General features: G+C 58.9%; 23 protein-coding genes, 1 tRNA gene and 1 pseudogene. 10 read left to right on the forward strand and 15 right to left on the reverse strand.

The annotated features are described in order from the left end of the window. Positions 1-227: 227 nt before the first annotated feature. Entirely contained in the window at positions 228-1,379 is a 1,152-nt protein-coding gene (locus KO492_RS05350; RefSeq protein WP_216043999.1) for a hypothetical protein, read from the forward strand. Here the strand turns inward: KO492_RS05350 and KO492_RS05355 are convergent, their stop codons facing one another. The 3 genes from KO492_RS05355 to KO492_RS05365 form a co-directional block, all read right to left on the reverse strand. After that, positions 1,380-2,855 carry a cobyric acid synthase gene (locus KO492_RS05355; protein WP_216044000.1) on the reverse strand — a complete coding sequence of 492 codons (1,476 nt, stop codon included), beginning with the start codon at positions 2,853-2,855 and terminating at the stop codon, positions 1,380-1,382. Positions 2,856-2,943: 88 nt separating this feature from the next. Continuing rightward, entirely contained in the window at positions 2,944-3,435 is a 492-nt protein-coding gene (locus KO492_RS05360; protein WP_216044001.1) for a cupin domain-containing protein, read from the reverse strand. A 108-nt stretch (positions 3,436-3,543) separates the two neighbouring features. After that, a complete protein-coding gene (locus tag KO492_RS05365) occupies positions 3,544-3,864 on the reverse strand; it encodes a DUF6280 family protein (protein WP_066603020.1) in 321 nt (106 codons plus the stop codon). Between the two features lie 225 nt (positions 3,865-4,089). Here KO492_RS05365 and efp point away from each other — a divergent pair, with 225 nt between their 5' ends. After that, a complete protein-coding gene (gene efp / locus KO492_RS05370) occupies positions 4,090-4,653 on the forward strand; it encodes an elongation factor P (RefSeq protein WP_066603028.1) in 564 nt (187 codons plus the stop codon). Between the two features lie 67 nt (positions 4,654-4,720). Here the strand turns inward: efp and ygfZ are convergent, their stop codons facing one another. Continuing rightward, a complete protein-coding gene (gene ygfZ / locus KO492_RS05375) occupies positions 4,721-5,464 on the reverse strand; it encodes a CAF17-like 4Fe-4S cluster assembly/insertion protein YgfZ (protein ID WP_216044002.1) in 744 nt (247 codons plus the stop codon). A 79-nt stretch (positions 5,465-5,543) separates the two neighbouring features. On the opposite strand from ygfZ, the pseudogene KO492_RS18930 reads away from it, so the two are divergent. After that, positions 5,544-5,855, forward strand: a pseudogene (locus KO492_RS18930) (glycosyltransferase); the annotation flags it as partial. A gap of 232 nt (positions 5,856-6,087) precedes the next feature. Here KO492_RS18930 and KO492_RS05385 read toward each other — a convergent pair. Both KO492_RS05385 and KO492_RS05390 read right to left on the reverse strand, forming a co-directional pair. After that, positions 6,088-8,058, reverse strand: a complete 1,971-nt coding sequence (locus KO492_RS05385; protein ID WP_216044003.1) for an ABC transporter ATP-binding protein — start codon at positions 8,056-8,058, stop codon at positions 6,088-6,090. Beyond that, positions 8,055-8,744, reverse strand: coding sequence for a tyrosine-protein phosphatase (locus tag KO492_RS05390; RefSeq protein ID WP_216044004.1), 690 nt, complete (start codon positions 8,742-8,744; stop codon positions 8,055-8,057). Before KO492_RS05390 ends, KO492_RS05385 begins: the two co-directional genes overlap by 4 nt. Before the next feature lie 175 nt (positions 8,745-8,919). Here KO492_RS05390 and KO492_RS05395 point away from each other — a divergent pair, with 175 nt between their 5' ends. Further along, entirely contained in the window at positions 8,920-10,119 is a 1,200-nt protein-coding gene (locus tag KO492_RS05395; protein ID WP_216044005.1) for a pyridoxal-phosphate-dependent aminotransferase family protein, read from the forward strand. Positions 10,120-10,349: 230 nt separating this feature from the next. Here KO492_RS05395 and KO492_RS05400 read toward each other — a convergent pair whose 3' ends face one another. Next, positions 10,350-11,453, reverse strand: coding sequence for a pyridoxal phosphate-dependent aminotransferase (locus KO492_RS05400; RefSeq protein ID WP_216044006.1), 1,104 nt, complete (start codon positions 11,451-11,453; stop codon positions 10,350-10,352). Positions 11,454-11,552: 99 nt separating this feature from the next. Between KO492_RS05400 and KO492_RS05405 the strand changes: the two genes are divergently transcribed. Then, a complete protein-coding gene (locus tag KO492_RS05405; protein WP_436835696.1) occupies positions 11,553-12,338 on the forward strand; it encodes a crotonase/enoyl-CoA hydratase family protein in 786 nt (261 codons plus the stop codon). Between the two features lie 93 nt (positions 12,339-12,431). Here KO492_RS05405 and KO492_RS05410 read toward each other — a convergent pair whose 3' ends face one another. Together KO492_RS05410 and KO492_RS05415 are read right to left on the reverse strand one after the other, a co-directional pair. After that, positions 12,432-15,569 (reverse strand): valine--tRNA ligase, encoded by a 3,138-nt coding sequence (locus KO492_RS05410; protein ID WP_216044008.1) that lies wholly within the window; start codon positions 15,567-15,569, stop codon positions 12,432-12,434. A gap of 225 nt (positions 15,570-15,794) precedes the next feature. Then, the gene (locus KO492_RS05415; protein ID WP_216044009.1) at positions 15,795-16,226 is read right to left on the reverse strand and encodes an Lrp/AsnC family transcriptional regulator; all 432 of its coding nucleotides are present in this window, start codon (positions 16,224-16,226) and stop codon (positions 15,795-15,797) included. A gap of 344 nt (positions 16,227-16,570) precedes the next feature. On the opposite strand from KO492_RS05415, the gene KO492_RS05420 reads away from it, so the two are divergent. Both KO492_RS05420 and KO492_RS05425 read left to right on the forward strand, forming a co-directional pair. Beyond that, a complete protein-coding gene (locus KO492_RS05420; protein WP_216044010.1) occupies positions 16,571-17,713 on the forward strand; it encodes a type III PLP-dependent enzyme in 1,143 nt (380 codons plus the stop codon). Positions 17,714-17,815: 102 nt separating this feature from the next. Continuing rightward, positions 17,816-18,850: a DUF2235 domain-containing protein gene (locus KO492_RS05425; RefSeq protein ID WP_216044011.1), complete on the forward strand. Its 1,035-nt coding sequence runs from the start codon at positions 17,816-17,818 to the stop codon at positions 18,848-18,850. Here KO492_RS05425 and metF read toward each other — a convergent pair. Continuing rightward, positions 18,847-19,680 (reverse strand): methylenetetrahydrofolate reductase [NAD(P)H], encoded by an 834-nt coding sequence (gene metF / locus KO492_RS05430; protein ID WP_216044012.1) that lies wholly within the window; start codon positions 19,678-19,680, stop codon positions 18,847-18,849. The two genes, KO492_RS05425 and metF, sit on opposite strands and share 4 nt — an antisense overlap. Positions 19,681-19,774: 94 nt before the next feature. Between metF and KO492_RS05435 the strand changes: the two genes are divergently transcribed. Together KO492_RS05435 and KO492_RS05440 are read left to right on the forward strand one after the other, a co-directional pair. After that, the gene (locus KO492_RS05435) at positions 19,775-20,680 is read left to right on the forward strand and encodes a LysR family transcriptional regulator (protein WP_216044013.1); all 906 of its coding nucleotides are present in this window, start codon (positions 19,775-19,777) and stop codon (positions 20,678-20,680) included. 120 nt (positions 20,681-20,800) lie between these two features. Further along, positions 20,801-21,589 carry an inositol monophosphatase family protein gene (locus KO492_RS05440; protein ID WP_216044014.1) on the forward strand — a complete coding sequence of 263 codons (789 nt, stop codon included), beginning with the start codon at positions 20,801-20,803 and terminating at the stop codon, positions 21,587-21,589. Positions 21,590-21,743: 154 nt separating this feature from the next. Here KO492_RS05440 and KO492_RS05445 read toward each other — a convergent pair whose 3' ends face one another. Continuing rightward, the gene (locus tag KO492_RS05445) at positions 21,744-22,493 is read right to left on the reverse strand and encodes a rhomboid family intramembrane serine protease (protein WP_216044015.1); all 750 of its coding nucleotides are present in this window, start codon (positions 22,491-22,493) and stop codon (positions 21,744-21,746) included. 87 nt (positions 22,494-22,580) lie between these two features. Here KO492_RS05445 and KO492_RS05450 point away from each other — a divergent pair. Next, a tRNA-Leu gene (locus KO492_RS05450) sits at positions 22,581-22,668 on the forward strand. 142 nt (positions 22,669-22,810) lie between these two features. Here the strand turns inward: KO492_RS05450 and KO492_RS05455 are convergent. From KO492_RS05455 to KO492_RS05470, 4 genes are all read right to left on the reverse strand, one after another. Next, on the reverse strand, positions 22,811-23,080 hold the full coding sequence (locus KO492_RS05455; RefSeq protein ID WP_216044016.1) for a hypothetical protein: 270 nt from the start codon (positions 23,078-23,080) through the stop codon (positions 22,811-22,813). A 177-nt stretch (positions 23,081-23,257) separates the two neighbouring features. Beyond that, a complete protein-coding gene (locus KO492_RS05460) occupies positions 23,258-24,532 on the reverse strand; it encodes a TRAP transporter large permease (RefSeq protein WP_216044017.1) in 1,275 nt (424 codons plus the stop codon). Between the two features lie 9 nt (positions 24,533-24,541). Beyond that, complete coding sequence (locus tag KO492_RS05465) at positions 24,542-25,051, reverse strand: TRAP transporter small permease (RefSeq protein ID WP_216044018.1); 510 nt, start codon at positions 25,049-25,051, stop codon at positions 24,542-24,544. A 21-nt stretch (positions 25,052-25,072) separates the two neighbouring features. Beyond that, positions 25,073-26,059 carry a TRAP transporter substrate-binding protein gene (locus KO492_RS05470; protein ID WP_216044019.1) on the reverse strand — a complete coding sequence of 329 codons (987 nt, stop codon included), beginning with the start codon at positions 26,057-26,059 and terminating at the stop codon, positions 25,073-25,075. Positions 26,060-26,078: the final 19 nt, after the last annotated feature.

Below are 26,078 nucleotides of genomic sequence, written 5' to 3' on the forward strand. Positions count from 1 at the left end.
TCTTTGCCCCGTGGGTCGCCTTGTCGATCTGCGGGGTTTTCATTTTACATGAAACACTTTGTTGTATGTGAGGCGGAAGCTGGCTACCATCACGAGTGTTGAGGAACGCGTTTCGTGAGAGACTCGGATGACGGGTTTGCGGGAAGCGCAGAGCAAAGAATTTAGTTGGGGGCCTTTCGCAATCCACTTGGACCCAAGTTTTTCGCGAAAGGCTTTAGGGAGTCGGGATGTCTGATCCGATGACAAATCTTGATGCGGACGATGTATTGGCGTCGATCCGTCGCTTGGTGGCCGAGACCCATTCTCAGCCGCATGACCCAGTGCGCGCACGTCGCGAGCAAGCACCGCTGGCACTCAAATGGCCGCTGAACAAGGAGGCCTTGTCCGAAGAGGCCGCAGCACCAGCCCTTGAATCCGAACCCGAAGTCGAGGCGCCCGCTGCTCTTGTTCTGACCCCTGATTTTCGGGTGGAGAAACCGGAAACGGTCGCGGAAGAAGCCGAGCCGGAGGCCCCTCGTGCGGACGCCTCTCCCGTGCCACCTCTCGTGTTGTCGCCAGAACAAGCTGTGCATCTGCCGAAAGATGAGCCCGCGACGGCTGATACTGTCAGCGTTGAGTCTGTGGTTTCCGAGGAACTGCACGCCGCTGTGACCGAAGAGAGCGACGTTGCGGAGGAGGCCCCGCAGACCGGGAGCTGGAACGCGGCACTTGATGACACGCCGGACGAGGTGGCCGCCGCCCATGTGGCACGCCTGTCTCTGGAGCAGCGCATCGCCGAACTTGAAGCTGCCGTTGGCGCGCAAGCGGCCGAGTGGGAGCCGGACGGGTCGGAAGATCTGGAGGCCGAAATCCCGCGCGTCATGCCGCGTGCCTTTGCTGAAACCGGCGCCCGTGTATTCCATTTTCAGGGGATGCCCGAGGCCACGTCCGAAGAGACGCGTGAAGAGGCCGCGCAAGCCCCCTTTGATGCAGATGGAGTTGAGATGACACAGGCGCGCGACAATTCGGATCAGATTGATGATGCCGAAGTGATTGAAGAAACCTCTTTCGAGGCTGCGCAGGAGGCAGCGGCGGCTGATGTAGAGACCGACACTGTGACCGCGCATGCTGATGTGGCTGAGGCGGATGACGCCGTGCTGAGCGAGGCAACAGAGGCCGAAGGCGTGGCTCCCGACCCAGCCCCCAGCCTTGAAGAAGAACTGGCGCTCGCGGGCTATGCCGAAGAGGACATCCTCGACGAAGAGGCGCTGCGCGAGCTTGTGGCGCAAGTGATCCGCGAAGAATTGCAGGGCGAATTAGGTCAGCGCATCACGCGCAATGTCCGCCGCCTTGTGCGCCGCGAAGTGCAGCGTGCCCTGACCCTGCGTGAATTCGAGTAATCACCCTGCAGATCGGGCTGCCACAGATATGTCTGACGAGAGCGCATAGAGGCGGTCGAGGTCCAGATGGGCCGCGATATGATCCGCAAGCTGGTCCAGCGTGTCCTCAACGCTGGCCTCGAAACGTAGCGTAGAAGGCCCCGCCCCAAAGCGTGACAGATACGCGGCGCGGAAGGCATCTGCGGAGAACAACCCGTGCAGGTAACAGCCCATAATGCGCCCGTCCGGAGAGGCGGCCCCCTCAGGTCGGCCTTCGACGCTCAACCATGCCCGCGCCATATCCGGCCCTTCGGTGCGTCCGATATGGATTTCATAGGCCGTGACTGTGTGCCCCGAACCGTGATCCGTCGCCCGCACTTCCGCGAGCCTTTTGTCGCCGCCCATGACGGTTTCGACATCCAGATAGCCAAGGCCACGGTGCCGCCCCGCAGGGCCTTCGATCCCTTGCGGGTCGTCAATCCATTGGCCAAGCATCTGATACCCGCCGCAAATGCCCAGAACATGCCCGCCCCGCCGGACATGGGCGTGAAGGTCAATGTCCCATCCCTGCGCACGGAAAAAGGCCAGATCGCCAATGGTCGATTTCGTGCCGGGGATCAGCACCAGATCGGCGTCACCAGGGAGGGGCTGCCCCGGCTCGATGATTTGAACGGTTACGTCGGGTTCTGCGGCCAGAGGGTCGAGATCATCGAAATTCGCAATTCGGGAGAGTCTCGGCACGGCGATCTTGATTGCACCGGAACCACGCGAGGCGATTTCCATCACATCTTCTGCGGGTAGGAGATGTGCTTGGGAAAACCACGGCAAGGTGCCCAGATCGGCCCAACCCGTGCGTGCTTTGATCTCTTTCGAACCTTCAGTAAACAGACTTGGATCACCGCGAAACTTGTTGACCGCAAAGCCGTGAATGCGCGCGCGATCTGCAGGTGACAACACGGTGTGCGAGCCGACGATCTGGGCAATCACGCCGCCGCGGTCAATGTCCCCGACAAGGATCACAGACACATCAGCCGCTTCGGCAAAGCCCATATTGGCAATGTCGCCCTGTCGCAAATTGGTCTCCGCAGGACTGCCCGCGCCCTCGATCACCACAAGATCGGCTCGGGTCGCGAGGCGATGAAAACTTTCCAGAACTTTCGGCAGAAGGTTGGGCTTCTCGCGCCCGTAATCGCGGGCCTTCAACGTGCCCATGCGCTTGCCCTGCACCACGACCTGCGCACCTTGATCGCTTTCGGGTTTGAGCAGCACAGGGTTCATATCCGTATGCGCCGCAAGGCCACAGGCCCGCGCCTGTAGCGCCTGCGCCCGCCCGATCTCGCCACCATCTTCGGTAACTGCGGCATTGTTCGACATGTTCTGCGGCTTGAAAGGCGCAACTTTCAATCCCTGCTTGGTGAAGGCGCGGCAAATACCGGCGACCAGCATGGATTTTCCGACGTTGGACCCTGTGCCCTGTATCATGATCGCTTTGGTCATGCGCATCCTCCTGTGTGTCATGAGTATTTGAGGCACAAAGGAGAGGGAAGGGGTTTTCTGATGGCAAAAATACTCACATCGGAACGTGTCAATCCTCGCCGGGGCCTCGTCTGCGAAGATCGGGGTAGGGCGTGCCGTCGAGGTGGAAGTAGAGGTCCGCTTTTGCGGTATCTATCATGAGGTCCAGTCCGAGATAGAAAGCACGCTCCCCATCTTTGCGCGATCCGATTTCGAGCAGCACAACATCGCAACCCGTATCGTTGCGCAGGCAGTGGCCGATTTCTTCTCCCGCTTTGAAGCCCGCGCAGTCACCCGGGGCAAGGCGTTCTTCCGTCGCGCCATAGACCAGTGTGGGATGTCCGGAGATGATATAGACGAACTCGTCTTCTTTCTCGTGCCAGTGGGGCAGGGCGGAGGAACAATCCGGTGGCAGGATGGTCAGGTTCACGCCGAATTGCGTCAGCCCGGCCTGATCTCCCAGTGCCTTTTTGATGCGGTCGCGTGTGGCGGTGTGATGCGGCGGGGGATACAACGTGCCGATTTTTGCGGGGACGGTGTTTGTGTCGATCTTTTTGCTCATGCCGTATCTCCTTCACTGTGAACTGTGCTTGAGATCGTGCATTCGCGCAAAAGAAAAGACGCGCCAGCAGCTTGGCGCGTCTTGTTCAATGCATAGCAGGGGCGGGTGTTATGCCGCTTCTGCCGCTTCCTGTGCGTGACGGCGTTCGCTTTCTTCGCGCGACAGTGCGACAGAGGTACGAATACCTTTGGAGACGAATTCCATCAGGCCGTCGACAACGCGTTCACACGGGTCGATACCGGCACAGGACAAAACTTCGCGGCCATCACGAGACCGCGCCCAACGGGCGATCTGTTCCGGGCCATTGCCATATTTTTTGTCATCGGCGATCGCATCATCAAGAGCCGCCAACACAACAGCCGCAAACAGCTTGCGGGCACGTGTTCCTTGCTCATGATTAAAAGCGGTGCCGTCCACGAACTCAGCCATGGGTGATCCTTGTATTATTGCTCTTGTCTTTTCGGCGTGCGGGCCCTTATGGCAGGTTTGTAACGATTCGGATACAACGCAATCGCATACCTTTTATGCGTCTGGCGCATATCTGGGAGCGTGCGTGTCCTGCTCCCAACCGCTTCAGAGCGCCTTGCCAGCCCACACCTCTCAAGATATAGGGGTCTGGAAGACGAATTCAACCAAACGCCACGGTTTAGTAAAATGCCCAAAATCAACGGAAACGAAATCCGCCCCGGCAATGTGCTGGAGCATGACGGGGGCCTCTGGGCCGCTGTGAAAGTCGATCACGTCAAACCCGGCAAGGGGGGCGCTTTTGCTCAGGTCGAGCTGAAAAACCTGCGTGACGGCCGCAAACTCAACGAACGTTTCCGCTCTGCCGACAAGGTCGAGCGTGTGCGTCTCGAACAAAAAGACATGCAGTTTCTCTACGAGAGCGACGGCCTGTTGAACATCATGGACACGGAGACCTTCGATCAGGTCACGATTCCGGCGGATATTCTGGGCGAGCGTCGTCCTTTCCTTCAGGACGGCATGACCATCGTGGTCGAGTTCTACGAAGAAGAGGCGCTGAACGCGACCCTGCCGCAGAAGGTGATCTGCAAGATTGTGGAGACCGAGCCGGTCGTCAAAGGCCAGACGGCGGCCAACTCTTTCAAGCCTGCCGTGCTTGACAACGGTGTGCGCGTGATGGTGCCGCCGTTTGTCGGAACCGACGAGGACATCGTGGTGAACACAGAGACCATGGAATATTCCGAGCGGGCCTGATCGTCTGCCTCGGCACAGAATTTGGAAAGCCGTCCTCTAGAGGGCGGCTTTTTCTTTGCCTGCGGGCTCAGGAAGCCGCGAAGTGGATGCGGGCTTCTCCGGCGGTGAGTGGTCCTTTGGAACGATCAAACCGCAGATAGGCGATGGCCTTATCGCCTGACTGGGTGAAAAGCGTGCCTGCGGTTTTGCCGTCTTCGGTGACAATCTCGGTGCCGACGGGGGCCGTGCCTTCAATGTTCACAGTCGCCAAGCCTTTGCGCAGCTCGGTTTTGTGTTTCATCCGTGCGGTGATCTCCTGACCAACGTAGCAGCCCTTTTTGAAATCGACCCCGTGGAGGCGCTCGAATCCGGCTTCAAGGATGAAGGTGTCGGGCGTCAGTTCCACGCCGAATTCCGGCACGCAATGCGCGACACGGATCGCGTCCCAATCCGCCGCCTCGGAAGACCGCCCGTCATAAGCACGCCAGCCCATCTCCGCCGTGCGCGGGTCTTGGAACGCGCCTTCGGGAGCAGGGCCGGGTCCGCGCGAGACCGTGCGCTCCGTCAGCGCCAGCGTGACTTTCGAGCGCAGCTTATACATGGTGAGGCGTTTGAGGAGCGTTTCGGCCTGAGAGGCGGGCAGGTCCATCAGGATCACATCCCCCTCGGGGACGAGAAAGAAATCGACCATGAACTTGCCCTGCGGCGTCAGAAGCGCGGCATAGACCGCGCCCGTCTCCAGCCCTTTGACATCATTGGTGATCAACCCTTGCAGGAACTGCATCCGGTCTTCACCGGAGATTTCGATCACTTTGCGCGCATCATAGGTCATCTGAACCCTTTCCCCTTTTGTCCCCCTTCATATAGGAAGGTGAGGAGCCAAGAGAAGCTGTAAACCTGCCGGAGCCCCTATGCGCGCGCCTATTTCCGTCATCATACCGACGCTGAACACGACGCCTTTGCTGCGCGACACGATGCTGTCGCTCATGGAGGGGCTGGATGCGGGGCTTGTGCGCGAGTTGATCCTCAGCGACGGCGGCTCCACCGACGGGGTGGAAAAGATGGCGGATTTCGTGGGGGCCGAGCTTGTCACCGGTCCGGCCGGACGTGGCGGGCAGCTTGTGCGCGGGGCAGAGGTGGCACAGGGCGACTGGCTGTTGTTTCTTCATGCCGACACATGGATGCCGGAGGGATGGGCCGAAGAGACGGTGCAGCATCTCGCGCAGTCCTATGAGCGTGCTCTGGTCTATTCGCTGTCCTTCCGTGAGGCCAAGGGGATTGCGCCGAAAATCTTCGCGGGCTGGGCCAACCTGCGCACGAAGCTGTTCGGCCTGCCCTACGGCAATCAGGCCTTGCTCATCTCGCGCGAGCTTTATGACAGGATCGGGGGCTTTCCCGACATGCCCGTAATGGAGGATGTCGAGATCGCGCGGCGGCTCAGGGGCCGGATTGACCTTAGTCCTTTGTGCGTCCGAACAGACCCAGCATGTTTCCAAACATCCGGCTGGTGGCGGCAAGCAGGCCGGTCTCTTTGGCATCTTCTCCGCTTTCGCCTTGGGGGTGGCGCGGCCCGGATTTCGAAAGACTCCCGTCTATAACCGTGCGTCCGTCCGAATACTGGAGCCTGTAGAGATCGGCATAGAGACCGCCACGGGCCAGCAATTCGTCATGGGTGCCTTCGTCCACTACGCGGCCTTTGTCCATCACCACGATCTTGTCGGCGTTGCGGATGGTCGAGAGCCGGTGGGCGATGACCAGTGTCGTGCGACCTTTGGACAGGGATTCCAGCGCGTTTTGCACGATCTTTTCCGACTGCGCATCAAGGGCGGAGGTCGCCTCGTCCAGCAACAGGATCGGACGGTTGCGCAGCACGGCGCGGGCAATGGCCACACGTTGGCGCTGTCCACCCGAAAGGCCGGAGCCACGCGGGCCGACAGGGGTGTCCATCCCGTGATCAAGCGTGGAGATAAAGTCCTCGACATGGGCGGCCTTGAGCGCGGCCTTGAGTTGGGCCTCGTCCACTTCGGCCCCCATCAGGACGTTGTCGCGCAGGCTTTCGTCGAACAAAAGCGCATCTTGCGAGACCACGGAGTAGAGGCCGCGCAACTCGGCGAGCGCCAGTCGGGTCGTGGCCAGACCGCCGATTGTGATCTGTCCTTTGACGGGATCGGCCAGTCGGGTCATCAGGTGAAACAGCGTCGACTTACCCGCGCCGGAGGCCCCGACCAGAGCTGTGGTCTTGCCGGCTTCTGCGGTGAAACTCGTGCCACGCAGAACCGGCGCATCCGCATAGGCGAACTCGACATTCTCGAACCGGATGTCGGCGGAGGCCGCAGGCACGGGGAGCGGAGCGGGCTTGGCGGGGCTGGTGATGGCGGGACGTTCTGCGAAGATGGCGTAGAGCCGTTCCAGAGAGGCCCGCGCTGCCTGCCATGCGCCGGAGACGTTGCCGAGGCGGCGCAGCGGTTCAAACACAAGCGCCATCGCGGTGAAGAACGACATGAACTCCCCGACGGTCTTCGTGCCCTCGATAATCTGTTGGCCGCCATAGAGCAGCACACCGAAGAAGCCGAGACCGGCCACAAGGTCCATAAGCGCCGGAATACCGGCCTGACCGGCGACCGATTTGATCTGTTCGTCGACAAACTCGTTGATTTCCCCCTCGAACCGGTCCGCTTCGCGGCGTTCCGTGCCCGAAAGTTTGATCGTCGTGGCACCGTGGAAGATCTCGTCGAGACGGGTGGAGACGCGGGCCGAGGCTGCGCGCGCCCGTCGTGATGTGCGCCGGACGATGTTTTGCAACACATGGATCGGCAAGGCCAGAAGCGGCGCCCCTGCCACTGCGATCAGGGTCCAGCGCCAGTCCACGGAAATGGCCACGACCAGAAGCGAGACCAGCGAAACCATATCGCGCGCGGCCACAGAGAGCACTGTGGCCCAGACCGTGGCGGCGGCACTGCTGTCGCCGCGTGTGCGTTCGATCAATGTGCCCGGCGGGTTGTCCTGAAAAAAACGTCCGTCCAGTGTGAGCATATGGGCAACCAGATCGCCTTGCAGCTTGGCGGAGACCTTTTGCCCGACGCGGGACATGATCACCCTTTGCCCGAAAGACGCGATGGCGCGAAGCGAAAACACCCCGAAGACGGCCAGAGCCACCCACATGAGCGCATCGGAGTGTCCCGCAACCAGAACCTTGTCGAACATCGGCTTGATGAGATAGGACAGCGCCCCCAGCATTGCGCCTTCGAGTGACATCAGAACAAGCGCGATGATGACATAGCCCAGATGCGCCCGCAGGTAGTCGCGCCAGAGCCAGCGGATCAGCACGCGCGACTGGGTGTCGGGGATCACCTGTAGCCTGCCTGCGACGGGGGCTGAACTGTCGCCTTTGCCTTTGGCGTCTTTCTGCGGATTTGAGTTTGTCATGGGAACGACCGGAATTTTTTGAACTGACTTGCGCGCTTCTGATCATATTGGGTCTCGAACCACTCGCGGATCGGAATCGGGCCGTGGGCCTCGATATCCTGTTCATAGAGCCGCAGGATATAGTCGAGAATACCGGTCTTCGTGCTTTTGAGATGCATGAAACGCCACGAGAGCATCTTCTTGGCCTCTTTGACCGAGGCCCCTTCGCAATGCAGAAGATAGAGCGCGGAGGCCAGCCCCGCCCTGTCCGCGCCGGATTTGCAATGGATGAGGAAAGGCTTTTCAAGTGAGGCCAGAATGTCGATCAGCGCGACATAATCCTTCCCACTCAACGCCCCGCGTGCGGCGGCTTTCTTGGTCGTGACCAGTTTGATGCCATGCGCTTCACAGGCCTGCCGCTCCAATAGGGTAAAGGACACGTCCTTGTCACCGCGCAGGGAGAGGATTGTCTTGATCCCCATGTTTGCGTAGCGTTCAATCCGTTTCGGAGAGGGCTGGTTCGAGCGCCAGACACCGGGGGCGATCTCGTAGAGATTGGTCCAGAGCCCGCGCAAGAAGGCATGGTCGAACAGGTGGAAATGCCACATGGCCAGATGCCGGGTGCGCCGGGTCGAGACGTCATTGCCGAATTGGCCGACCTCTGCGCGTTCAAGTTTCTTGAACCCTTTTTTCAGCAGCTTGAACATATGGTCCATTCCCAAGGATGATCGCGTCTCTTTAGCCCTCTTTACAATACGGGGCAAGCGAGGCGGGAGAGCACGCTAGCCCCGCATCTGCGCAAGTCCGATGTGAGAGCGCGAGGAATTGACCTAGGGATGCACCGGCGTTAATCCAAGGGGCTTATGAATTTTGAGGTCTCCCATGTCACTTGCCAACGGTCGTCATTACCTAGCCATTCCCGGTCCGTCCGTGATCCCCGATCCCGTGTTGCAGGCCATGCACCGCCCCGCACCGAATATCTATACCGGTGAACTGGTGGACCTGACCCATGCGCTTGTCCCCGATCTGAAAACCATCGCGGGCACTTCCGGTCATGTCGCGCTCTATATCACCAACGGGCACGGGCTTTGGGAAGCCTCTCTCACCAATATGATCTCGCGCGGCGACAAGGTGCTTGTCTGTGTGACGGGCAATTTCGGCCATGGCTGGGCCGATGTCGCCACCCGTCTTGGCGCGAATGTCGAGATTCTCGATTTCGGCAAGCAATCTCCGGTCGATCCTGAACGCCTCGAAGCGGCGCTCAAAGCGGATCAGTCCCACGAGATCAAGGCCGTTCTGAGCGTGCATGTGGATACCGCCACCTCCGTGCGCAATGACATTGCGGCCATGCGCAAGGCGATTGATGCGGCGGAGCACCCTGCGGTGTTTGCGGTTGATTGCATTGCCTCTCTGGGTTGTGACCGGTTTGAAATGGACAAATGGGGCGTCGATGTGATGATCGCCGCGTCGCAAAAAGGTCTGATGACACCGCCGGGCATGGGCTTTGTCTGGTTCTCGGAAAAGGCCCGTCAGGCGGGGCAGGGCAATGACATGCGCACGCCCTATTGGGATTGGGAAACCCGCGCCAATCCTGTGCATCTCTATGAATATTTCGACGGCACCCCGCCGACGCACCATCTCTACGGGCTGCGTCAGGCGGTCTCGATGATTCTCGACGAGGGGCTTGAAAATGTCTGGGCCCGTCACGAAACTCTCGCGCGCGCCTATTGGGCGGCGGTGGAGGCATGGGGGCAGGGCGGCAAGCTGAGCTTCAACATTGCCGATCCGGCGCATCGTTCTCATGCGGTTACAACCCTGAGTCTCGGCGAGGGCGACGGAACGCGTCTGCGCAACTGGCTCACCGAACATATGGGAATCACCTTGGGCATTTCCTTGGGCTTCGGCGCAATCGGTTCGGTTGAGGCAGACAATTATTTCCGTATCGGTCACATGGGCCACATCAATGCGCATATGGTTCTGGGGATCATCGGAGCGATGGAGACGGCATTTGCCGCGCTGGATATTCCGCATGGCGAAGGCGGCTCTGTCGCGGCGGCGAAACTTTTGGCCTGCCGCGTGTAAGACAGCAGGCGTCTGCAAGAGACGAGCACAAAAAACAGAGAGGGGGCTTTCGGCCCCCTTTTTTTGCGCCTGACGAAATGGCTGGGATGAAATGACCGCGCTGAGTCAGCGGAGGATGGGTCGGGCCGCCCAAGGGTTCATCTTCCCCTCGCGTTAACCTTAATCAGATCAACCTTAACGCCGTGCATATGCGCCAGATCCCCGCAGAAAACGGACCGGCAAGCGAGTGTTCAGCCCAGTTCCGCCAAAGCCAGCGGCAACCGTTCCGCGAAGATTTCGATCTCTTCGGGGAGGCCGACGGAGACGCGGATACAGCGGTCCAGCGGCGCGACGCCGGGCATCCGGACAAAGATGCCATGTTTGTCGAGTGCCTTCACAAGTGCGCGGGCATAGTCCCCGTCACGGCCACAATCCATCGTCACGAAATTGGCAGAGGACGGCAGAGGCGTTAACCCCGCCTCTTGTGCGATTTGTGCAAGCCGCGCACGCCCTGCCGCGACTTTCGACAAGGTTTCCGTCAGGTAGTCCTGATCCTTGAGCGCGGCCAGAGCACCGGCCTGCGCCACGCGGTTGACGCCGAAATGGTTGCGGATCTTGTTAAATCCCGTTGCAATCTCCCGATGCGCGATGCCGTAGCCGATACGCGCGCCCGCCATGCCGTAAGCCTTTGAAAATGTGCGGAAACGGATCACGCGCTTGTCCGAAGTGTCGAGCTGCGGGCGGGTCTCGTCAGGGGCAAACTCAGTATAGGCCTCATCAAGCACCATCAAACAGCCTTCGGGCACGGCCTCAATCATGGACTGAACGGTCTTTGCCGAATGGACCGTCCCCATCGGATTGTTCGGATTGGACAAATAGACGAGCTTGGCACCGACCTCTTTCGCCTTGGCAATCAGGGCCTCGGGGTCTTCGCGGTCAGTCTTGTAGGGCACCGTATGCAACACGCCGCCAAAGCCCGCGACATGGTAGTTGAATGTCGGATAAGACCCTGCCGAGGTCACAACCGCATCGCCCGGATTCACATAAAGCCGCACCAGAACGCCAAGCAGCCCGTCAATGCCCTCTCCGACGGTGATCTCCTCCGCCTGGATGCCGTGAAGCGCCGCCAGAGCCTGTCGCAAATCGCGGTTTTCCGGCTCGCCATATTTCCAGATGCCGCCAAGACTGTCGGCCATCGCGGCCAGCGCCTTGGGCGAGGGGCCAAAGGACAGTTCGTTGGCGCCCAGACGCGCCTCAAACGCCGCGCTGCGTATCTCTTCCATCCGTTCCGGAGCCACAAAGGGCACGGTGGCGGGAAGGGACTGGGCGAGCGGGGTTTGGCGTTGGTCTGTCATGGGACGCTTCCTGCCCCAAGTTTTCGCCCTGCGCAAGCGCCGTAACGTCAGACATGACCGATTTGCACCTGCGCTGATAGGGTGGGTGCAGGAGGAGCCATTATGACCGTTACTTTAGAGATCAAAGACCACATTGCCCATCTGACACTGAACCGCCCCGACAAGATGAACGCCGTGTCCGAAGCCCTGCTGGCCGATGTTCTGGCCGCAGTCGAACAGATCGCTGCTTCCAAGGCGCGCGTCGTGCTTCTGTCCGGCGCGGGCAAGGCCTTTTGCTCCGGTCTGGATACGTCGAATTTTCAGCGTTTCCTGAGCGAAGACCTCGACGAGCTTGTGATGACCCGCACCCATGGCGACTGCAATGCGTTTCAGGCCTTCTCACTCGCGCTACATGACCTGCCCGTGCCAGTGGTGGCCGCAATTCAGGGGCCATGTTTCGGCGCTGGGATGCAACTGGCCATCGCCGCCGATATTCGGGTGGCAGGGCCCGAGGCGCAATTCTCGATCATGGAGATGAAATGGGGCCTCATTCCCGATATGGGCGGTATGGTGCTTTTCCCGCGCGTGCTGCGCTCCGACGTGCTGCGCTATCTCACCTATACCCATGAGGTTGTGCCGGCGGACAAGGCGCTGGGCTATGGTCTGGCCACGGAACTGGCCGAAGACGCCCATGCCCGCGCGCTGGAAATCGCCACCGATATTGCGGGCAAGTCCCCCTCTGCCGTCCGTGCCGCGAAACGGTTGATCGGAACGGTTGAAAGCACAACGGAGCGTGCGGATATCCTGATGGCGGAAAGCCGCGAACAGCGGGCGCTGATTGGCACAAAGGACCAGATGGAAACCGTCATGGCACGGATGCAGAAACGCGCCGCGGTGTATGACTGAGCGCGGGTTTCCTTTGCTGCCATAAATACTCAAAGCAAAAGGCCCGCATCTCTGCGGGCCTTTTCAATCTGTCTCCAAACGGGCGGAGAGAACTCAGGCGATCTCGGCCAGACGCGCAAGCGCGGCCTTGAGTTTGCCTTCTTCCTCTTCGCGGGCGGCAAGGTTTTCCTGTGCCTCGGCCACAACCTCTTCGGGCGCGGAGGCCACGAATTTCGGGTTGTTCAACCGGCCACGCAAACCGCCCAACTCTTTCGCCAGCTTGCCAAGGGCTTTCTCCAGACGGGCCTTTTCCTCGGCAATGTCGATCACACCTTCGAGCGGCAGGGCAAAGGTGCCGCCTGCAACCGAAATCGTGATCGCGCCTTTGGGCATCGGACCCTCGGAGAGGCTGTCGAGCCGCGCGAGTTTCATGATCATCGCCTCGTTATTGGCCCAAGCGGTCTTGCCCGCTTCGTCCAGTTCGACCTGCACCATCGGGATTTTCAGCCCCGCAGGCACATGCACCTCGGCGCGCGAGGAACGGATGGCTTCGATCAGGTCGATCACCCAGTTCATTTCCGCATCGGCAGCAGGGTCGATGAGATCGTCGGAAAGCTCCGGCCAGTCGGCCAGCGCCAGAAGCCCGCGTCCCGGTTTGATCGTGCCCCAAAGCTCTTCGGTGATGAAGGGCATGATCGGGTGCAGCATGACCAGCGCCTGATCCAGAACCCAGCCCATCGTCTGACGGGTCTCGGCCTTGGCCGCATCGTCGCCGTCGTAGAACAGCGGCTTCGACAGTTCCACATACCAGTCGCAGAACTTGCCCCAGACAAAGGCGTAAAGTGCATTGGCCGCGTCGTTGAACCGGTATTCCTCAAAGGCCGTATCGACCTCTTTGAGCACCTTCACGGTTTCCCCCACGATCCATTTGTTCACCGTCGCCGTGGGCGTCGGGATCACACCGGGCTCATAGGCATCGAACACTTCGTTCATCTCGGCAAAGCGCGCGGCGTTCCAGATTTTCGTGGTGAAGTTCCGGTAGCCCTTGATGCGATCCACAGAGAGTTTGAGCACACCGCCAATAGAGGCCATCGAGGCATTGGTAAACCGCAGCGCGTCGGCACCGTATTCGTCGATGATTTCCAGCGGGTCGATCACATTGCCCGTGGTTTTCGACATCTTCTTGCCCTTCTCGTCGCGGACGAGCTGGTGCAGGTAGATGGTGTGGAAGGGCACTTCATTCACGACCGCAAGTTGCATCATCATCATGCGTGCGACCCAGAAGAACAGGATGTCGAACCCTGTGACCAGAACATCGGTCGGGAAGTATTTCGACGTGCTTTCATCCCAGTTGGGCCAGCCCAGCGTGCCGATCGGCCACAGGCCCGAGGAGAACCAAGTGTCGAGCACATCGGGGTCGCGCCAGACCGGATAGACCAGTTTGGTCGGGTCTTGCGTGACGTTATATTGGGCAAGCCCTTCGGCAAAGGCTTCGATACCGGCCTGACGGTCGGCCACTTCGATCACGCGGCAATGGTTGAGCGGGGTGGGCAGGTCGGCCATTTCGGCAAAGAACTTGTCATGCACCGCGTCGAAATCCGCCGCGCAGTGATGCACGGAGCCGGCGTGCAGCATTCCGCCTTCGGTCAGAAGCCGGATCAGCTCCACCTCGTCGAGTGCGCCATCGCCCTCGTCGTCCTTGAAATTCGGCGCGGAGAGGTCAAGGCCATACCACACGGGGATCTGGTGCCCCCACCAAAGCTGACGCGAGATGCACCACGGTTCGATGTTTTCAAGCCAGTGGTAATAGGTCTTCTCGCCCGATTCCGGCATGATCTTGGTCTTGCCGGAGCGCACAGCGTCGAGCGCAGGGCCGACGACTTTTTCGGCATCCACATACCACTGGTCGGTCAGCATAGGCTCGATCACGACTTTGGAGCGGTCGCCAAAGGGCTGCATGATCGGCTTGTCTTCGACATAGGGCACGGTCTCGGTCACGTCGGACTCGTTGCCGTCCTCGTCTTTGACCTTACGCGTCACGGTGGTCATGACGGCGAGACCTTCGGCGTTGATCTCGTCGATCACGGCTTTGCGGGCCACGAAACGGTCCAGCCCGCGCAGGTGATCCGGCACGAGGTTGATCGTGTCGACTTCCTGTTCGGTAAAGGGCTTGCCCGCGAGAATTTCAGCGGCCAGAAGCGCGCTGTCTTCATAGGACAACCCGTCGCTGCGCATCGCGCCTTTGGTGTCCATCAACCGGTACATCGGCAGGCCCGCACGTTTGGCAACCTGATAGTCGTTGAAATCATGCGCGCCAGTGATCTTCACCGCACCGGAGCCGAAGTTCATATCCGGATATTCATCCGTGATGATCGGGATCAACCGGCGATGCTCTTTCGGTCCGACAGGGATTTCACAGAGCTTGCCAACGATCGGCGCATAGCGTTCGTCATCGGGATGAACCGCCACAGCCCCGTCGCCTAGCATGGTTTCAGGCCGCGTGGTGGCGATGGAGATGTAATCGCGTTCCTCTTCGAACACGACATTCCCGTCCTCGTCTTTCTCGACATAGGTGTAGGTCTCGCCACCGGCCAGCGGGTATTTGAAATGCCACATATGGCCCGCGACTTCGATATTCTCCACTTCGAGATCCGAGATCGCGGTTTCGAAATGCGGGTCCCAGTTCACAAGCCGCTTGCCGCGATAGATCAGACCCTTGTCATACATATCGACAAAGACCTTGATCACCGCATCATGGAAATTCGGGCTGTTCTCGTGGCCGATGCGCGGGTCTCCCGGTGCGCCGGCCATGGTGAAGGCATTGCGCGACCAGTCGCAGGAGGAGCCGAGGCGCTTGAGCTGGTTGATGATGGTGGCGCCGTATTTGCCCTTCCATTCCCAGACCTTCTCGATAAACGCCTCGCGGCCCAGTTCGGCGCGCGACGGCTGGCCGGTCTTGGCCAGTTCCTTTTCGACCATTAGCTGCGTGGCAATGCCCGCATGGTCCTGACCCGGCTGCCAGAGCGTGTCAAAGCCGCGCATCCGGTGCCAGCGCACCAGAATGTCCTGAATCGTATTGTTGAAGGCGTGGCCCACATGCAAAGCGCCGGTCACGTTGGGCGGCGGGATCATGATGGTGAAGGTCTCATCACGGCGCTTGTTGGCCCCGGCTTTGAAAGCCCCCGCCTTTTCCCAAGCCGCGTAAATCCGCGCTTCCGCCTCAGTTGCGTCGAAAGTCTTTTCCATAGCCATCTTGTGTCTCGGTCGCTTTTTTCGGTTTGGACTTGTGTAGCCTGTGCAGGGCGCGAGTTAAAGCGTTTCTGGAGAAAGCCGGAGCACTGTTTTTCGATCCGCGCGAGGCGGAGCTTGCGACATGGCGCAGCTTTCACGCTCCGCCTGTCAAAAAGCGAATGGCGACAGGGGATTGAGGCGAGCGCATGGCCTGCCGCGTTCTGTGTCGGGCCGGGGGATACGCGGCTAGATCGCGCGGTCGAACTTGGTCGAGAGGTGGATCAGGCTCTCGATGTCCTGCACGCCCGTGATTGCATTGATCTGGTCCAGCGTCCGGTCGATCTCTTCGGTGGTTTCACAAGCAATCTGCGCAATCAGGTCCACACGCCCCGTTGCGGTGGCGACCATTTCCACCTCGTGAATCGCTTTGAGCTTGCTCACCACAGAGGCCGATGTGCGCGGCTCCACCTGTATCAAGACGGTTGCCTTGATCCGGCGGGCCAGCGCCACATCGCCCAGCTTGATCGTATAGCCCGCGATAGTGCCGTTGGTCTCCATCTTTTCCAACCGCGCCTGCACGGTGGAGCGCGCCACTTTGAACCGACGCGCAAGCCGCGACACGGAGGTCGAGGAATCAGCGGCCAGCGCCATCAGAATCTTGTGGTCGAGATCGTCCATAATCCGCTCCGTGACTCTTGCCGTAGCCTTCGCCGTTGCGCCCGACATTGTCCTCTGCGCCCCCTCGCGGCGGGCCACGTCAGGGCGCACGAAAAGCCATGTGTCAATTTAACCGATTATTTCGTTAAAATGACCGGCATAATGCACGACTTTACCCTTTTTAACGGCAAAATCAACACGCATATAGCGGCTATTGATTTTCAGGATCAAAGGGCGGTCAACGCACCCGAAAAGACGGGATGACCTGCACCTGGCCTGGTTCGGATTAACCGCGTAAGCGCAATCCCAACCGGACTTCTCCCGGGCAAGATGTGGCTGCGCTCTGTTGGTAAAGGACGACACCAATGGGGCTCTCTAAAACCATCTGGGCAACGCCCAGCGACTATCTGCGCACACATGCTCCCGAGCATCCCGTGCTGTTCTTCTCTCCCTCGACGCTGCAATCCACTGCGCGCCGGTTTATCAAAGGGTTTCCGGGGCTTGTGACCTATGCGGTCAAGTCGAATCCGGACGAAGGCGTGCTGGCCAATCTCGTGGCGGCAGGCGTCAAAGGCTTTGATGTTGCCTCGCCCGTCGAGATGGACACCATCGCCCGCATCGCGCCCGGAGCGGCCATGCATTACAACAACCCCGTGCGGTCGCGCACCGAGATTCTCCATGCCGTGAAAACGGGTGTGAAATCCTATTCCGTGGACAGCCATTCCGAGCTTGTGAAACTGGGCGAACTGGTGCCCGCGGACGGGGTGGAGATTTCCGTGCGCTTCAAACTGCCCGTCGAAGGGGCCGCCTATAATTTCGGGGCCAAATTCGGCGCGACGGAGGAACTGGCCGCCGAGCTTTTGACGCTTGCCGCACAGCTTGGTTTCACGCCATCGCTGACCTTCCATCCGGGCACGCAATGCACCGATCCCCATGCGTGGGACAAATACATCCGTGCAGCCGCCGGAATCGCCCGCAAGGCCGATGTCAAAATCGCACGGCTGAATGTGGGCGGCGGCTTCCCGTCGCACCGTCTGAACGAGGAAATGCCGCAGCTTGAAACCACCTTCGATCTGATCGGGCGTGTGGCCCGGGAGGCCTTTGGCGATGACATGCCCGCGCTGGTCTGCGAGCCGGGGCGCGGCCTTGTGGCAGAAAGCTATTCGCTCGTCACCCGCGTCAAGGCGATCCGCGACGACGCCCATGTGTTCCTCAACGATGGCATCTATGGCGGCTTGTCCGAATTGCACCTCGTCGGTGTGATCGACCGCATCGCTGTGTTCGGCCCCGAAGGGATCAAACGCGAAGGCCCGACGGTCTCGCGCACGGTCTTCGGCCCGACCTGTGATAGTGTCGACAAACTGCCCTCCGATCTGGCCTTTCCGGAGACGATGGAAGAGGAAGATCATGTGATCTTCTACGGTCTCGGTGCCTATTCTCTGGCCACCGCGACCCAGTTCAACGGCTTCGGCCAGATCACCGTGGAAACCGTGCATCGCCACCTCTGAGGCGGCACATCCGAGACACGCCTGAGAGTCGTTCCTTATGCGTTGCCCCTCCTCGCGCAATCGGGGAGGGGATTTTGCGATTTTCTGTGCTAAATCTGTGGAATGGATCAGAAAACGTCATTCTTCAGCCGCCTTGGCCCGCTGTTCAAATTCCGCAAGCGGGTGCGGACCTCCGGCGGGCATCATTCGCGGGGGCCGCTCACCCATGTGATCCTGATGGACGGGACGCTGTCCTCTTTGCAGTCGGGGTTCGAGACCAATACGGGGCTGACCTACAAGCTCTGTTCTGAACGCGCGCAAGGGGCCAATATGCTGGTGCGCTACGAGGCCGGTATCCAGTGGGCCAACTGGCGCGATACGATGGATGTGATCGAGGGGCGCGGCATCAACCAACAGATCCAGCGCGTCTACGGGGCGCTGGCCTCGCGCTATCGTGCGGGCGACAGGATTTTTCTTTTCGGCTATTCGCGTGGCGCCTATGCGGTGCGCTCTCTGTCGGGGCTGATCGATATGATCGGTCTGTTGCGCCCTGAGGCTGCCACCGAGCGCAACACCCGCGTGGCCTTTCGTCATTACCAGATGGCCCCGCACAGCACCGCCGCGCAGGCGTTTTCCAAGGCCCATTGTCATGACAAGGTGGCCATCGAGTTTCTGGGCGTTTGGGATACGGTGGCGGCGGTCGGGCTGCATATGCCGCTGCTCTGGCGCTATTCTTCGGTATTTCACGAATTCCACACGTTGCGCCCTGCGCCTTGCATAAAACACGTCTACCACGCACTCGCCTATCACGAACGCCGCCGCGCCTATGCGCCTGTCATGTTCGAAACCAACCCCGACGCGCCGGATCAGGTGCTGCAACAGATGTGGTTTCCGGGCACGCATGGCGATGTGGGCGGGCAGTTGTCGGGCTACAATCCCGAGCGCCGCCTGTCCAACGCTGCGCTGGTCTGGATGCTCGACAAGGCAGAGCAGGCGGGGCTGGACCTGCCGAAGGGCTGGCGGATGCGCTATCTTGCCGATCCGCACGGCCCGTCCATCGGGCTCAATCGCGGCTGGGGCAAGTTCTTCTGGCTGCGCGAGCGGCGCGTGGTCGGGCGGGACCCGTCAGAGGTCCTGCACCCCGCGTTGAAAGCTTAGGCCACGCCGAGATTGGCACAGACCGCACGGGTCAGGGTCGGGCGGTTCAGCGTGTAGAAATGCAGGTTTTCGACCCCTTCCTTGATCAGTTTCTCGCACAGTTTGGTGCACAGATCGACCGAGAGCTTGTGGTGGTCTTGGGAATGCTCAAAGGCCGCTTCATAGCTGATCGGGATCGGCGTGCCACAGGCCGAGGCGAATCGCTGGATGCCTTTCCAGCTTGTGATCGGCAGGATGCCGGGGATGATCTCGCCCTTGATACCGGCGCGTGCGCAGCGGTCACGGAAGCGGAAGAAATTTTCCGGCTCGAAGAAAAACTGCGTGATGGCAGAATCAGCGCCCGCCTCGAATTTCTGTTTCAGCCATGTGATGTCGGAGGTCTCGTCCTCTGCATCGGGATGCGGGTCGGGATAGGCGCCAACGCGGATTTTGAAATCACCGGTCTCTTTGAGCGCCGCGATCAGTTCGACGGAATTGGCAAACCCGCCTTCTGCGGGGGTGAACTTGCCCGCGTCCTTGGGCGGGTCCCCCCGTAGCGCGACGATTTCGTTCACACCGACTTCTTTGTAACTGTTTGCAATAGCAAGTGTTTCTTCTTTCGTCGCATTCACGCAGGTCAGGTGTGCCGCGACGTTCCAGCCATATTTGCGCGTCAGCAAGGCCACCGCGTCATGGGTCAGCTCCCGCGTGGTGCCGCCCGCGCCATAGGTGACGGAGACAAACCCCGGCTGCATGTCCTGAAGCGCCTGAACCGTCTCGAACAGGCTGAAACAGGCTGCGATATTCTTCGGCGGGAAGAATTCGAAAGAGATATTGGGCGCTTTGGTCATGGTGTCGTCCTCACTGTCTGGAGCGGTCTTGTGTCACGGCTTGGCATGTGAGACAAATTCATAATTCTCAAGATAAACATGAGAGCCATTCACTATGCATCTCGAATTCCGCCATTTGCGCACGATCAAGGCCATCTATGAAGAGGGCGGGCTGGCCCGCGCCGCCGACCGTCTCAACATCACCCAATCCGCACTCAGCCATCAGGTCAAAGGGCTTGAGGCGCAAGCGGGGGTGGAGCTTTTCGTGCGCCGCTCGAAACCGCTGAAACTCTCGCCCGCAGGGATGCGGCTTCTGGCGTTGGCCGAAGATGTCCTGCCCAAGGTCGAGACGCTCGAAGACGAGTTTCGCGGCATCGAGGCGGGGACATCGGGGCGGCTGCATATCGCCATGGAATGTCACGCCTGTTTCGACTGGCTCTTTCCGGTGCTGCACCAGTTCCGCGAAGCATGGCCCGATGTGGATATCGACATTCGCCAGCGTCTGGCCTTTGGTGCGCTTCCGGCGCTCGAACGCGAGGAGGTGGATTTCGTGATCTCGTCTGACCCCGACAAGATCAACGGCGTCACCTTTGTGCCGCTGTTCAACTACGCGCCCATGTGCGCCATGTCCTCCAAATCCCCGCTGACGCAAAAGGCCTATGTCGAGGCGGAGGATTTTCGGGACCAGACCCTGATCACCTATCCGATGGAACGCACGCGGCTGGATGTGTTCAAAGACCTCCTGATCCCCGCAGGGATCGAGCCCGCGCAACAACGCAAGGTCGAACTGACGGATGTGATCCTGATGCTCGTGGCCGCCGGTCGCGGGGTGGCGGTTCTGCCCGACTGGGTGATGCGCGACATCCGCAACCTGCCGGATTACGCCGTGCGCCCGCTGACCGCGAAAGGCGTCACGCGGACCATGTATGCCGCCGTGCGGGACGCCGATCTCGACAAACCCTACATGACGCATGTGCTGAAGATCGCGAAATCCGAGGCGGTAAAGCTCCAGCGCGGCTGAGAGACAGGCGGAAAATGCGGGGCAGGGAGGTTTTCTTGCCGCGCACCCTTGGCAGGACGGGCTTGTCGGCGTATACGCGCGGTCTGAACATCTTACACATTTTACGCCCCGGAGCCTCCCATGCAAGGCAGTGCCAATCTTAACGTCATGATCAAAGCCGCGCGCGCCGCAGGCCGCTCGCTGGTGAAAGACTTCCGCGAGGTCGAGAACCTTCAGGTGTCGACGAAAGGCGCAGGGGACTTTGTCTCCAAAGCCGACATCCGCGCCGAAGAGATCATCCGCGAGGCTCTGATGGAGGCGCGCCCCAACTACGGCTGGGTTGGCGAGGAAAGCAAACCCGTCGAGGGCAAGGATCCGACGCGCCGCTGGATCGTCGATCCGCTGGATGGCACCACCAACTTCCTGCACGGTCTGCCGCATTGGGCGGTGTCCATCGCGCTGGAACATCGCAACGAAATCGTCTCCGCCGTAGTCTTTGATCCGGCCAAGGGCGAATTGTTCTGGGCCGAGAAGGGCGCAGGCGCGTGGATGAATGACATGCGTATCCGTGTTTCGGGCCGCACCAAGATGATCGAAGGCATTTTTGCCACGGGTCTGCCCTTTGGCGGTCGCGGCGATCTGCCCGACACCCTACGCGATCTGGCGCGGCTTTTGCCCGCCACCGCCGGTGTGCGTCGCTGGGGCGCGGCATCGCTTGATCTCGCCTATGTGGCCACGGGCCGCTACGACGGGTTCTGGGAACGCCGCCTCAACTCTTGGGACATGGCGGCCGGTGTGCTTCTGGTGAAAGAGGCCGGTGGGCTGGTCCAAGGGCTGAACCCCGAGGACAATCCTGTGGAAAGCGGCGAAGTGATCTGTGGCAACGAAGCCCTGTTCGACCGTTTCGCATCTGTCATCCGCGCCGCTTGAGGCGCTGATCCCGCCCTATGAGGTGGCGCTGGCGCAATGCCCAAGTGAGGCGATGGAGCGATATGAATAAAGATGCCTGTCGCTGATGCGGCGGGCATTTTTTATGGCTTGTTCTCTGATTGCGCCATGACCAAGGCCTTGTAACGCCCCCCCCTTAGCGGCGGCGTCTGCGCACCACCGGAACAGAGCTTCGGGCAAAGCGGTATTGGGCCTGCGCGTGGGTCGGATGGCCGTGGGTGCGCGCCCAATAGGCCGTGCCACCCAGTTTCTTCCACACCGGATAGGCCGCGATCACACCGGCGATAAACCCGCCGATATGCGCCAGATGGGCCACCCCGCCCGCATCTGCCGCAGATCCCATTTCCGCGAAAAGCTGCAAGCCGAACCAGACCCCCAGCATGATCCATGCGGGCATCGGGAAGACTTTGAAAAAGATGATGAAAATGAAAAGCACGTCCACGCGTGCCTTGGGAAAGAGCAACAGATAGCCGCCCATCACCCCCGCAATCGCACCGGAGGCCCCGACCATGGGAATCTGCGAGAAGGGCGCGGCGATATACTGTGCGAATCCGGCGGCCAGACCGCAGAAAAGATAGAACCCGAGATAGCGCAGATGCCCCATCTCGTCTTCGAGATTGTCCCCGAAAATCCAGAGAAACAGCATGTTCCCCGCGATATGCAACAGCCCGCCATGCATGAACATGGAAGTGAAAAACGTGTAATACCCCTCGCCATAGCTGATGCGCGCGGGCAGCAGCGCATAGTCGGAATAAATCTGCAAAAGCGCGCGGTCATCGCCATAGCTGGGCAGCATGGCCATAAAGACCGCGATGTTGAGCGCGATCAGCACATAGGTGACCAAGGCAGGTCGGCGGGAGGGATTATGGTCGCGTATCGGAAACATGCGCCCAATGTGGCGGGCATTTAGACAAGGTCAAGTCAAACTCGACTTTACACCGCCACTTTGATGGCTATTGTCTGCGCACCGCGTGCCCGCGTGGTGGAATGGTAGACACAGAGGACTTAAAATCCTTAGGCCGTAACAGGCCGTGCCGGTTCGAGTCCGGCCGCGGGTACCAGTGATTTCAAAGAGTTGATGAATGTTTTCATGGTTGGTTGGCTTGGTGTCAGAAGCCATTTTATCGCTTGGTCACACAGTCTGGTCACACAGTCGGAAAATGGGTTCACTTTTTGTGCGCCTCTTCGGACAGGATTTTGTGGCTAGCGCGCTTTCGGTAATAGGCCACCATTTCCGCGCTCTTGTTCGTCACCGCCTGAATTTGCGCGTCTGTGCAGGGCGTATTTCTTCGTTTTCGGCCCAAGTGTCTTGGGCCATTTCTGGAAGGGCGGCGTGATCTCCTCATAAGTCACTGGTTCGGTCAGTTTCTTGGCGAGGACAAACCGCTCCTGTTTGCGGACGCTCGCGAGGAAGTCGCGCAACGGTTTGGGGCAATAGACGGTGTATGTCTCGTCGCCTTTCCTGCCGGTCACGTTCAACCGTCGAATTTCTCGTAGAGAGCTTGATGTCTAGCAGAGATCATGAACTCTAACGTGTGCTTTCGTTAGGGTTCGATGAATGAAGTCATCAAAACGAACTTGGGGCCTTTGAGGAACCGAAGGGATGATTCCTCAAAGATATTTTTTCCAGTCATTTGTTTGTCCCTTGGATTAAAAAATCATATTGGGGAGCAGCATACTGAATACAGGTACATATGTTAGGATCAGCAGGGCTATTATCATCAGTACAATAGTTGGCAGGGTGGCGCGGAAGACTTCCCCTAACTTCATATTAGCCACCCCCATTGCCACAAAGAGGTTGAGGCCAACAGGTGGCGTCAGCATGCCAATAGATAGGTTGACCAGCATTATTATGCCAAAGTGTACTGGATCCACGCCGATTTGTTCTGCGATAGGCATCATGAGTGGGCCAAGAATGATAATAGCTGAAGCGCTATCAAGAAAGCAGCCTGCAACAAGCAATAGAAGGTTGAATAGGGCGGTGATGAGTATAGGGCTATCTGTGCCGTTTAGTACAAAGCCCGCTAATTGTGCTGGGGTGCCTGAGCTTGCGAGCAGCCAGGAAAAAGCAGATGCGCCGGCGGTAATCAGCAGAAGAGGCCCAGAAATCAATCCTGCATTGCGCAGAACGATCAGTGTTTCACGAGGTGAAATGCTGCGATAGATGACCGCGCCTACAAGCCAGCCATAAAGGCATGCGGCTGCGGCAGACTCCGTTGGAGTGAAAATGCCGGAATATATCCCACCTAATAGAATGACAGGTAGGCCAAGACCCCAAGCGGCTTGTTTGAAAGCAGCGATGATGCTTGAAATTGTTGGTATCGCATCTCGTGGATAGCCCTTGCGAGAAGAATACCAACTCGCATAGGCGATCAAGATGCCACCAATGAGAAGGGCGGGTAAAAGCCCTGCTGCAAAGAGTTTGCCTACAGAGGTGCCTGTCACAGAACCGTAGATGATAAGAGCGATAGAAGGAGGAACGATCGGACCAAGGGTGCCAGCTGTCGTGATAAGGCCAATCGAAAAGTACTTATCATATCCCGCCTTTACCATAGCTGGAAATAGAATAGAGCCGATGGCGATCACAGTGGCAGGGCTTGAGCCGGAGATGGATCCGAACATCAGGCAGGCCACGACAGTTGCGGCAGCTAACCCTCCAGGCAGCCAGCCCACAAGCGCGCGTGCAAGATTGATCAGTCGGTCGGACAGACCGCCAATTCGCATCAATTCCGCCGCAAGAATGAAGAACGGAATCGACATTAGCGAAAAGTTGTTCATGCCCGAAAACATGCGCATCGGCACAAGAACAGGGTCTAATCCGCCCCAAAAGTAAAAAGCAGCGGCCACAGATAGGGCAAGTGCGGCGAAGATTGGGAGGCCAAAAATGAGAAGGCCGAAGAAGACAGGAATAAGTGCGCCAACCATTTTGGGTCCTTAACTTGTTTTGATATCAACATGAGGCGGTGTGTAGGTTCGCCCGCGAATGAGTTCTTGTAAAACCAAGAGGTACCGCAATGCCATAAAGGCTCCGGAAACCGGAATGACTGCGTAGATATAGCCAACTGGGATGCGTAGGGCCGGAGAAAGCTGGCCCATACGCGAGGTGTTTATTACAAGTTTCGCCCCGTACCAAACCAAGACGGCTGCGAAAATCAAACCGAGGCAGGTCGCCCCGATCTGAAGCGGTCGGACCGCGCGCACAGGCACAAAAGCATATACTGCTTCAACACTGATATGGGAGGCATAGCGAACGCCCATACCCATTGTGAGGAAGCTCATCGTGATGAATGCATAGAGAATGATTTCCTCCGACCAATATATGGAATTGTTGAAAACGTAGCGCGCGATGACCTGTGCAATGGCGACGAGGGTCGCGGTCAGAATCAATCCCGTTACCAAAGTGTTCTCGATCAGGTCTACAACTCGATTTAACCAAGTGATCATGTCCACAACCCTCGTTTCATTTTATTCGCCGTTCGCGAGTGCAATTGCCTTGTCCATGAGGGCAGGCGTTACTTTTTCGCGGAAGTCATCGTAAATAGGCTTCGATGCTTCAACGAATGCAGCACGACCTTCAGGAGATAGCTCCTGAATTTCAATTTGACCTTCAATATTGGCGAGGATTTTGCTTTCGTCCTCTTCGGTGAAGGCGCGTGCGGCATCACGGCCCACAATCATAGCGTCCTGAACCACGGCCTGAAGATCTTCCGGAAGGCTTTCCCAAGCTTGTTTGTTCATGATTGCCGCATAGGTGTGGTAAGCATGATTGGTCAGCGTCATGTATTTCTGCACTTCGTAGAATTTCATCGACGCAATATTGGCTAGTGGGTTTTCTTGGCCTTCAATAACGCCCTGCTGCAGGCCGTTATACACCTCAACATACGCCATGGCGGTTGGGTTTGCGCCGTAGGCACGATATGTCGCCAAAATCGTTGGTGCCTGCAAGGTGCGCATCTTGATGCCTTCAAGATCAGCAGGGCCATTGATCGGACGGATGTTGTTTGTCATATGGCGGAAGCCTGCGCCCCACATTGCGATGCCGTGGAGATTGTTCGCTTCCAGTGTGCCGAGCAGCTCCTGACCGACTTCGCCGTCTAGAACGCGCTTCATTGCGGCGTCATCTTTGAGGAGGAATGGCAAATCAAAGAGGTACATCTGCTCGTTGAAGTTGGCGAGGTTGCCGGTGGGAGGAATTGCGATGTGGACGAGACCCATTTGTGTTTGTTCGATGATCTCAACGTCGCCGCCGAGCTGGGCTGCTGGGCGAATGTTGATTTCAATCCGGCCGTCAGAGTTTTTCTCTACTTCTTCTTTAAACACGACTGCAGCACGTGCATTGGGTGTATCTTCTGTTAGAACGTGAGCGAACGTAAATGTGTAGTCTGCTGCATGAGCCATGCTGCCGATAACTGTGCCCACGGCCAGGACGATTGCTTTGCTAAAGATATTCATGTTGTCTCCTTGTTGGTTT

The organism is Celeribacter halophilus, from assembly GCF_018860305.1.
In the GTDB taxonomy this organism is placed as follows: domain Bacteria; phylum Pseudomonadota; class Alphaproteobacteria; order Rhodobacterales; family Rhodobacteraceae; genus Celeribacter; species Celeribacter halophilus_A.